This is a genomic window from Thauera sp. 28, from assembly GCF_000310145.2.
GTDB classification, from domain to species: domain Bacteria; phylum Pseudomonadota; class Gammaproteobacteria; order Burkholderiales; family Rhodocyclaceae; genus Thauera; species Thauera mechernichensis.
In genome coordinates this window covers 1-8,832 of sequence record NZ_AMXA01000056.1, presented here as the reverse complement: position 1 = coordinate 8,832, position 8,832 = coordinate 1, and the positions used below count along the sequence as shown (strand labels likewise).

The 8,832-nt window shown below is 60.9% G+C and carries 8 protein-coding genes; all 8 read right to left on the bottom strand.

Annotated elements, in window-relative coordinates:
• Positions 1-71 precede the first annotated feature (71 nt).
• Positions 72-1,202, bottom strand: coding sequence for a glycosyltransferase family 4 protein (locus tag C662_RS19165; protein ID WP_002933895.1), 1,131 nt, complete (start codon positions 1,200-1,202; stop codon positions 72-74).
• A 25-nt stretch (positions 1,203-1,227) separates the two neighbouring features.
• Positions 1,228-1,998: a polysaccharide deacetylase family protein gene (locus tag C662_RS19160; RefSeq protein WP_157354610.1), complete on the bottom strand. Its 771-nt coding sequence runs from the start codon at positions 1,996-1,998 to the stop codon at positions 1,228-1,230.
• 88 nt (positions 1,999-2,086) lie between these two features.
• Entirely contained in the window at positions 2,087-3,130 is a 1,044-nt protein-coding gene (locus C662_RS19155; RefSeq protein ID WP_002933890.1) for a hypothetical protein, read from the bottom strand.
• A gap of 59 nt (positions 3,131-3,189) precedes the next feature.
• On the bottom strand, positions 3,190-4,320 hold the full coding sequence (locus C662_RS20130) for a glycosyltransferase (protein ID WP_083485784.1): 1,131 nt from the start codon (positions 4,318-4,320) through the stop codon (positions 3,190-3,192).
• 3 nt (positions 4,321-4,323) lie between these two features.
• Positions 4,324-5,271 carry a hypothetical protein gene (locus C662_RS19145; RefSeq protein ID WP_157354608.1) on the bottom strand — a complete coding sequence of 316 codons (948 nt, stop codon included), beginning with the start codon at positions 5,269-5,271 and terminating at the stop codon, positions 4,324-4,326.
• A 2-nt stretch (positions 5,272-5,273) separates the two neighbouring features.
• Positions 5,274-6,362 (bottom strand): glycosyltransferase, encoded by a 1,089-nt coding sequence (locus C662_RS19140; protein WP_002933885.1) that lies wholly within the window; start codon positions 6,360-6,362, stop codon positions 5,274-5,276.
• Positions 6,359-7,801 carry a lipopolysaccharide biosynthesis protein gene (locus C662_RS19135; RefSeq protein ID WP_002933883.1) on the bottom strand — a complete coding sequence of 481 codons (1,443 nt, stop codon included), beginning with the start codon at positions 7,799-7,801 and terminating at the stop codon, positions 6,359-6,361. The genes C662_RS19140 and C662_RS19135 overlap by 4 nt, the downstream gene beginning before the upstream one ends.
• A 41-nt stretch (positions 7,802-7,842) precedes the next feature.
• Positions 7,843-8,832 (bottom strand): NAD-dependent epimerase/dehydratase family protein (locus C662_RS19130; RefSeq protein ID WP_002933881.1); only part of this gene is annotated, 990 nt, incomplete at its 5' end.

Here is an 8,832-nt window from a genome sequence, read left to right as displayed (position 1 = left end):
CGCCTTCAAAACCTCGCGGCTTGCGCCGCTCCTACGGGGGGCGCAAGCCGCGGGCCTTCAAAACAAAAAACTCACCTTCCGCCCAGCACTTCCTCATACACCCCGATCGTCCGCTCGATCACGATGCGTTCGTCGAACTCCCGCAGCGCGGTCTCACGCGCTGCTGCGCCCAAACGCGCGCGCAGCGCCGGGTCGTCGTGCAAACGCGCAATCGCGCGCGCCAGCGCCTCAGCATCGCGCGCCGGCACCAGCAAGCCGTCGATCTCATTCGTGACGACCTCGCGGCAGCCTGGCACGTCCGTGGTCACCAGCGGCAGACCGCTGGCACCGGCCTCGATCAGCCCCTTGGGCAAACCCTCGCGGTAGCTCGGCAGAATCACCGCGTCCACACTTGCGAACAGGCCAGGCATATCGTCCACATGGCCAAGCCACTGCACCAGGCCATCCCGCTCCCAACCGCGCACGTCCGCCTCGGGCACAGCCGCGGGGTTACCGGGATCGGGGTCGCCAGCAAGCAGGAAAACGATGTCGCGCTTTTCCGCACGCAACATGCGCGCCGCCTCGACGTACTCCGCCACCCCTTTGTCCCACAGCAGGCGCGCGGGCAACACGACCCGCAGCGGCCCAGCCTGACCACGGCTGGCGCCAGGCGCGAAACGGCTGCAATTGACACCGGAGCCCATGATCAGTCGAATCCGCGACGGGTCGACCAAGCCAGCCTGATTGAACAGCGCCACGTCGTCGGGGTTCTGCAAGATCAGACGCGCCTGGGGGCCATCCAGCGCCAGCCGCATCAGCCCACGCACCACCGGGCGCAGCACGCGCGCCTTGGCATCGTTGCTGGTGAAGACGTAGCCCATCCCGGCCACCGCATTCACGCGCGCTGCCACACCAGCAAGGCGCGAAGCCAGCGAGCCATACACCGCGCACTTGATCGTGAAGCCATGCACCAGGTCGACCCTTTCGCGCTGGATCAACCTTTTCAGCCACAGCACCAGCGCCGCCTCGCGCAGCGGATTAAGGCTGCGCCGCTCCATCGGCGCCGCCACCCAGCGAAAGCCGAGATCCTGCAGGCGCTCGCCATAAGGCCCAGGGGGCGACACCAGCAACACGTCGTAACCCGCATCGCGCAACGCCAGCGCCAGCGAACGGCGGAAGTTGTACAAATACCAATCCGTATTGGCGAACAGCAGAACCTTCACCCGACCCCCTTCCCTGCGCAAATCATCAATAGCCCTGCTGCGGTACCGAGCGCCCTAGCAGGCGCTTGGCAAAGCCGACCATGCGCTCCTCGCCGATCAGCCGCCCATTCACACGGTCCTCGAACCACCGCCAACCGTCGCTGCGCCGGATCGGCACACGCGTCAGTGCGTAGCGCTGCGCGTTCTCTATGGTTGCCACCTCGCCGCCGGTGGTGACTGCGCTGGCGCAGTACGGTGCCACGGCGTCGCGCACTCGCGGGTCCCAGATTCCGCGCGGATACGCAAAGTGCTCGGGCACGAAGCCCAGCTCGGTCTGGAACCGCGCCGCTGCCGCCTTCATCTCACCGCCGATCTCATCGTCCGTCAGCCTGACGAGTTCGGGATGGGAATGCGTATGCGCGCCAATCGTGATCAACGGGTCGGCCGCGACTTCGCGCAACTGGGCCCAGGTCATCGGGCGCATCCGCTCGGCGGCGCCCTCGACGGCCCTCGACAAGGGCAGATGCGTCGGTTCATCCATGAACCGCGTCGGCACATACAGCACGGCCGGCAAGCGCAGCTCGCGCAACACCGGCCAGGCCACGGTATAGAAGTCCTCATACGCATCATCGAAGGTGATCACATACGTCAGACCTGGCCCTGTCCGCCGCGCCAGCAAGGCATCCAGCGCCGACGTGTAGGACACCACCTTGCCGGTCCGTGCCAACCATTCCATCTGCCGCCGGAACAGGTCGGACGCCAAGTCCAGTTCAAGCGGCAGGTCACCAACCACGCGGTGATACATCAGGATCGACACCCCGCTGGCCGGCGCCCTGCCCAACAGCCGTGCGTGCACCGTCGCCGCAAACTTCAGAATCCCACGCACACCCATCCCCACTCCATGTTCAGAACAACTCCAGATCGCCGAGCGACAGATCCCAACCGTCGAAGGAAAACACATCGGCCGGCAGGGGGCGTCCAAGTGCACGCGCAAAAAGTCGCATCTTGCGCTGCGGTAACTTGAAGAACAGCGCACGCCGCAGCGCTGCGTGCTCAACACTTCCCACCTTGAAATGCGCCATCACATGGTCGAAGCCATCGACCGCCAACACCCTGCGCAACACGCTTGCCAGGTAGTCGGCGCGCGCGTCCTGCGCCCATAGTTCGACCAACACCAGTTCATCCGCCCCCAGGCGGCGGTTTGCGCGCAGCACCGCCAACCCCGTCGGCGCGCTCGCCGGCCCATCCACCAGCACGCGGTAATCAGCCTGCGGGTGTGCGCCGTAGCGCCACGACAAGTACGCAGCGCTGCGCGGCGTACGCAAACCAGCACCGGCACGCGCGCGCTCGTGCGACTGGACCAGTGCCATCAGCTCGGGCGAAGACTCCCAGCGCGGCAGCGCCGACAATTGCGCCCCCCCTTCCGCGCGCCCACCCAAGCGTGCCTGCAGCACATGCAGTGCAAGGCGAAACGGCCGCAGCGGCCGCACATAGAGCGGCACATCGCCCACACACTGCCAGCCCATCTTCAGGTAACCCGGGGCACTGTTCTGGTTCGGGGTATTGAAAACGATGTCCACCTCATCGTTCGCCAGCGCATCAATCGCTGCCAGCGTCAGACGTTTGAACACGCCTTTGCCTCGCCAGGCATCGGCCGTCACGGTATCCACGGCGCGCACCGCATGGCGCTGCCTACCCACTGCATGCGAGGGATCATCGAGCGTCCAGCGCATGAAACTGCGCACGCCAACCACGTCACCGGCCGACACGCCCACGCCGAGCGTGCCCGTACTCACCCCGAATGGGTTATGCAGATGCTTCCACTGCCAGTAGTGATCGGTCTTGCGCGTAACCTCATTGCCGGGCAGCGACTTACCCACCGCATCAAGCACCGCTTCCGAGCCCACCTTGTCATCCAGGCGCTCGATCGTCCATTCGACAGCACTCATGCGACCTCCGTCCGCAGCGGCATCCGCCGCGTCCTCGTTGACATCACCTGGCGGAATCTTCAGGCGGCCTTGTTACGCTTGCTGCGGTGCTCACCGGCCACCCGCTTGAGCAGCGATTCCCAATGATTCAGCACCGACTCGAGCTCGTAGTTGTCGCGGATATGAGCCTGTGCACATAAGCCCATCGCCTTGCGCGCCTCGTCCGGCATCGCGCCAAGCTCGCGCATGCCCGCAACCAGCGCATCGTGGTCTCCCGCCTTCACCAGGAGGCCGTGCGTCGCGGCAGGCAGCAGATCACCAATGCCGCCAACATCGGTGGCGACCACGGGCAAGCCCGCCGCCATCGCTTCCATCAGCGCATTGGGCAAGCCCTCGTGGTGCGAAGCCATCACAAAGGCATCACTCGCAGCCAGGATCTCGGGAATGTCAGCACGCCGCCCAAGCTGCAGAACGCGATCACCGATGCCAAGCTCCTGCGCCAAGTCCTTCAGTTCATCGCCCTGGTAGGCCTCGCCGACAATAAGAAGCCTTCCACCTTCAAGTGCAGCAAAGGCTCGCAGCAGGCCGAGGTAGTTCTTCTGGGGGCGCTGCGCCCCAACCGCAACCCACACAAAGGCGTCGTCGGTCAAGCCAAGCGCGGTGCGCACAGACTGCCGAGCCTCCGGCCCGGCCTTGAAGCTCGCCGTCACAATGGCGTTACGCACTACCTCGATACGCTCGGGGCGTGCAGAAACGCGGGGCCCAAGCACGCTTTTGATCTTATCCGTATTAGCCGTAAGGCTCGCCGCAAGGCCATCGGTCAGCCTGAGGTAAGACGTAACCGCCCGCCCACCAACCCGCTCATTCCTTAGCGAAGAAACCAGAGGCACCTTGGCAATCGCTGCCGCAATCCTGGCCACAGGATCTGCCGGAATCATCAGGCTGACGACCACATCCGGTCGCACGGCGCGCAAATGACGAGCCAACGGAAGCACGCCTCGAAAGGCTGAAATGCCACGCCCGAGCTGTAGGTTAATGCGCCTGACACCAGCCGCTTCCAACTCCGTCGGCTCAATCAAGTCAGGCATCAACGACACGACCTCCACGCGCCAGCCCCGTCGTGCCAAGCCACTCGAAATTCTACGAACCTGGGTCTCTGCACCGCCGGATGCGAATCGATTAAGAACAAACGCGACCCCATATTCACTCATTATCTAGCCCAGCCAATACAGATAACTAATACAAACATTGAGAAGATAAACAATCAAAAACGGGCGCTGATATCTCCAATCGCCGATAACACCTGAAAGCGCCATAAATACTATTGAAAGTGCAATATACCTTTCAGAGTACGCCCCAATAGCATACGCAGCGATCGCGGAGAATGCAGACACAAAAAACAGAAAGCCAAATGCACTATTAAGCCTATCCCAGTTGAAGTAAGCAAAAACAGCGTAGGTCGCCACCCACATCGCCGTGTAAAGCAGCCCAGTTGTCCGAACATCAATCTCAGCGCGCCGATCCCCCAACAACCCAAGAATCAACGGAGCCATCACAACAGACACGAAAACCAACCCAACCGCACTCAGGACAATATATCTATAACGCCACCCTTTCCATGCCTCAAAAACATAAATAAAAAAGGCTGCAGAAATTACAAATATATAGGTATGAAAACTGGCAGATAAAGCCAATCCTAGCACCCTGCCAAAATACCCTACGAACAAGAATGAAAAAACAAGTACCGACAACGCAAGAGCCAGCCTTTGTTGCGAGGATACAAAATCGAGAAATCTCGGATGCAACAAGACCAAGATAACTGGAATAAAACTCCAATTATTCCGATACATACAAGCAAACGCCAATATGAAGCAAGAGCCTAACGTGATAGCTCTTAAAGCGAACTCAGGGCCATCCAAAAAATCTGACAGCGTTTGAAACCAGAAATGGAAATGCACCTCAAACAAAACAGACTCAATCAAGGACATTTCTCGTCCTTGAAACAATTGATCATACCTGTCGTAATTGTAAATATACGAATGAATATCTGAACCCTGAAGACTCAAGCGGTAATCAAAGGCTGAGAATGAAACCAGAGTAGCAAACAGGGCGGCAACCACTAGACCACCAACCCCCTGCGCGGTTTGCTTTCTAATCTCCATCATTATTTTCGTTCAACTCTGGAAAGCACATTCACAAAAGAAGAAACTGATTCATCTACACTAAAAACCGCCCCCGAGAACGGTTTGAACTCAGACGAAGAAAGCTCACAAACTATCGCACGCGCCAAGCCACCCGCGTCATCAACGTCAGCAAAGGAGGCATACCTACCCCCTTCCATCGCCTCATAGGGCCCCGTAGGACAGTTCGTGGAGACAGCTTTGGTTCCCAGAGCTCTCGCTTGTATTAGTGCTCCGGGCATACCCTCGACGCGAGAGGACAGTACAAACAACTCCGCCTGCTTCATCCACGGAAATGGATTCTGGACGAACCCAGGCAACTGAACATCCGCCTCCACGCCCAATGAACGTGCCAATGAAGCCAGCTCAGAACGCAAAGGCCCCTCACCAAGAATCACGAGCCGCATCGGCCGCTCCTTGCGCGCGAGCGCAAAGGCCTTGATCAGCACATCGAAGCCCTTTACGTCGACCAGGCGCCCCACCCCAAGCACGACCGGTGGCTGCCCAGACTGAAACCAGGGATGGTCCAGTGGCTCTGCCGCCTTCTCGAACAGCTCGTTCGAAATCAGCGGGTTATAGATGACTTCGACCTTTGATGGCTCGACCCGTACGAGCTCGACCAACTCGTCGGCGCAGCCCTTGGAAACGGCGACTACGCCGTCGGCTCGCGCATAGGCCCAGCGCTTCACCGCCATCATCAACTTGCCGACCAAGTCAGTCCGCATCCGGCTCGGCATTGAGCGCTCGCTCAGCACGAGCCTTGCAGGCGATCGCGCAAGACGATGCGCGAGCGAAGCAGCCATGTTCGCATTGCTCATGGCAGCAAGCAGCGTATCGGGCCGCTTGCTGCGCAGGTAGGCGGCAAGGCCGGGCACGCTCTTCAGCACACGTGTGCTTTTGAGATCCACGACGCCAACCTTGCTGGAAACCTCGCTCAGGTAAGGACCCGTCGCAGACGCAAGGACGAGGTCAACGGACCAGTTGCGCGCGGCAAGCTCATTGGCCACCGTGACCATCACGCGCTCAGCGCCTCCGCCACGCAGCGACGGAATATAGATGGCGACCTTCTTCACGACTTCATCCTCACCCCAAGCCTGGACCAGATGGCCGACCGGATACCGAAAGTGTTGAACAGCAGGGCCCCGGCAAGGTAGCCAATTGCGGCACCCACCAGGCCAAAAACCAGGGCAAGCACAGTCGAATCGCCCGCGATACCGAGCATGGCCCAGCAGCCGAGCGCGGCGAGAGCACTGATGGGAATCGCGCTCTTGAGCAGACTCGATAGCGCGGGCATCAGCCCAAACTGACGACGACCAGTGAGCACACTGATGATCAATGCAGCAGCGTAGGCAGCCACCGTGGCCCACGCAGCACCCAGGATGCCGAAACGGGGAATCAGAAGGAGGTTAAGCACAACGTTGACCACAGCCGCGACGCCGACGGATACGACCTGCCAATGCGTAGCCCTTGCAAGCTGGAACGCGATATCGAAGTAATAGGACTTGATTCCGGCAAGTGCAGACGAAACGACCACAAGCAGGAAGATGCTCTTCGCACCGTCGCGGTACTCGACGGCGAGCACCAGTTCGATCAAGGGCGAACCGATGATGACTAGGCAGGCCGCGCCCGCCAGGGCCAGCGACAGGATGGCCTCCCCGTTCTGTCGCAACTGCCTGCGTGCGGCGTCTTCGCCTTTGCGCTCCAGGGCGTTCACGACAAGCGGATATGCGGCAGTATTCACGACCACCAGCACCAGGGTGAGGATCTGGAATCCAAGATCGTAACCCGATGCATAGATTCCGGTGGCCGCCTCGTCGAGCAGCCAGGTCAGGATCACCCGGTCCGAGCCGCTGATCACCCATGACAACGCAAAAGCGGCCGTAAGCGGCATGCCATAGCGTAGGTAGGCGCTCAGGTCGGCCCTGGCAACCTGCCCCGGCCGCATACCCGCCACCAACTTGCGGCCGAACAGCACGATTGCGAGTGCGTAGCCAACGGTCAGCCCCCAGATCGGCGCGGCGGCGCCCAGCCCGGACAGGGCGAGGAGCGCACCTGCAGCGAGCGCAAGCACTGACTTGCTGCCGAGCAAGAGACCATAGAGCCCCGGTTTGAGCATCGCCCGAGCGAGCGCGAGAACCAGATCGAAGGCGGCATGCGCTACGAGCATCGCAAGCGCAATCGCTGCGAACTGGCGCATCGTCGCGTCTTCGGTGAGCAGCGCGGCAACAAGCACCGCAACACCGGCCACCGCGGTCGTGAGCAAGAACAGCGTGCCGACACCGGCAAGGAACTCATCGGGGCTATCCCGATGCGCAGGATAGTTGCGCCCCAGCACCATCCGTAGCCACTGGTAGAACACCACGTTGCAGAAGCTGACCAGAGTGAGCACCAGGGAATAGATACCGAACTCGCCGGGCTCGAGCAGCCGGGTATACACCGCGATCGCCAGAAAGCTGACGATGCCGGGGACGCCGCGGCTCAGGAAGTAATAAAGCGTGTGTTTGAGGAGCATCCGGCTTCCACATACGCTGCGGCCCGGCGGACCGCAGCGACTCAGACGTTGGCGATGTACCAGGGCATGGCGGACTCGAGGCCCGCGGCGATGTCGTATTCGGGTTGGTAACCGAGCAAGGTCGCAGCCTTGTCGATCGCAGCCTGAGAATGGCGCACGTCGCCAGCACGGAAATCGCGCCGATTCGGCTCCTTGTCGTACTGCACACCATTGGCCCGCAAGCGGTCACGAATCAGGTTGAACAAGGTGTTCAGGCTGGTTCGATCCCCCACGGCAACGTTGTAGACCTGGTTCTGTGCCGCACTGTCAGTCGCAGTAGCGGCAAGCAGGTTGGCCTGCACCGCGTTGGCGACGAAGCAGAAATCACGGCTCGTTTCGCCATCGCCGTTGATGAACACATCAGCGCCCTGGATCATCGCTGCGGTCCATTTGGGGATCACCGCAGCATAGGCGCCATTCGGGTCTTGCCGCTTGCCAAACACATTGAAGTAGCGCAGGCCGTTGCTGACGATGCCGTAATGGCGTGCAAACACGTCGGCATAGAGTTCGTTGACGTACTTGGTGACTGCATAAGGCGACAAGGGCTTGCCGATGACATCCTCCACTTTGGGCAGTGCCGGATGGTCGCCATAGGTAGAACTGCTGGCAGCGTAGGTGAAACTGACTACCTTGGCATCTCGCGCCGCCACCATCATGTTCAGGAAGCCATCGATATTGGTGGCGTTGCTGGTGATCGGATCGTCGAGGCTGCGCGGCACCGAGCCGAGCGCGGCCTGATGGAGCACGTAGTCGACACCCTCGCAGGCGCGACGGCAGTCTTCCAGACGCCGAATGTCGCCCTCAATGAAGCTGAAGCGCGCCCACTGCTCGGCACTGACCAGGCCTTGCACCTCGTCAAGGTTGCGCTGGTGGCCGGTGGCGAAGTTGTCCAGCCCGACCACGCGTTGGTCGAGCTTGAGCAGGGTTTCGAGCAAGTTGGAGCCGATGAAGCCGGCTACGCCGGTAACGAGCCAGGTCTTCGGGTTCTTGGG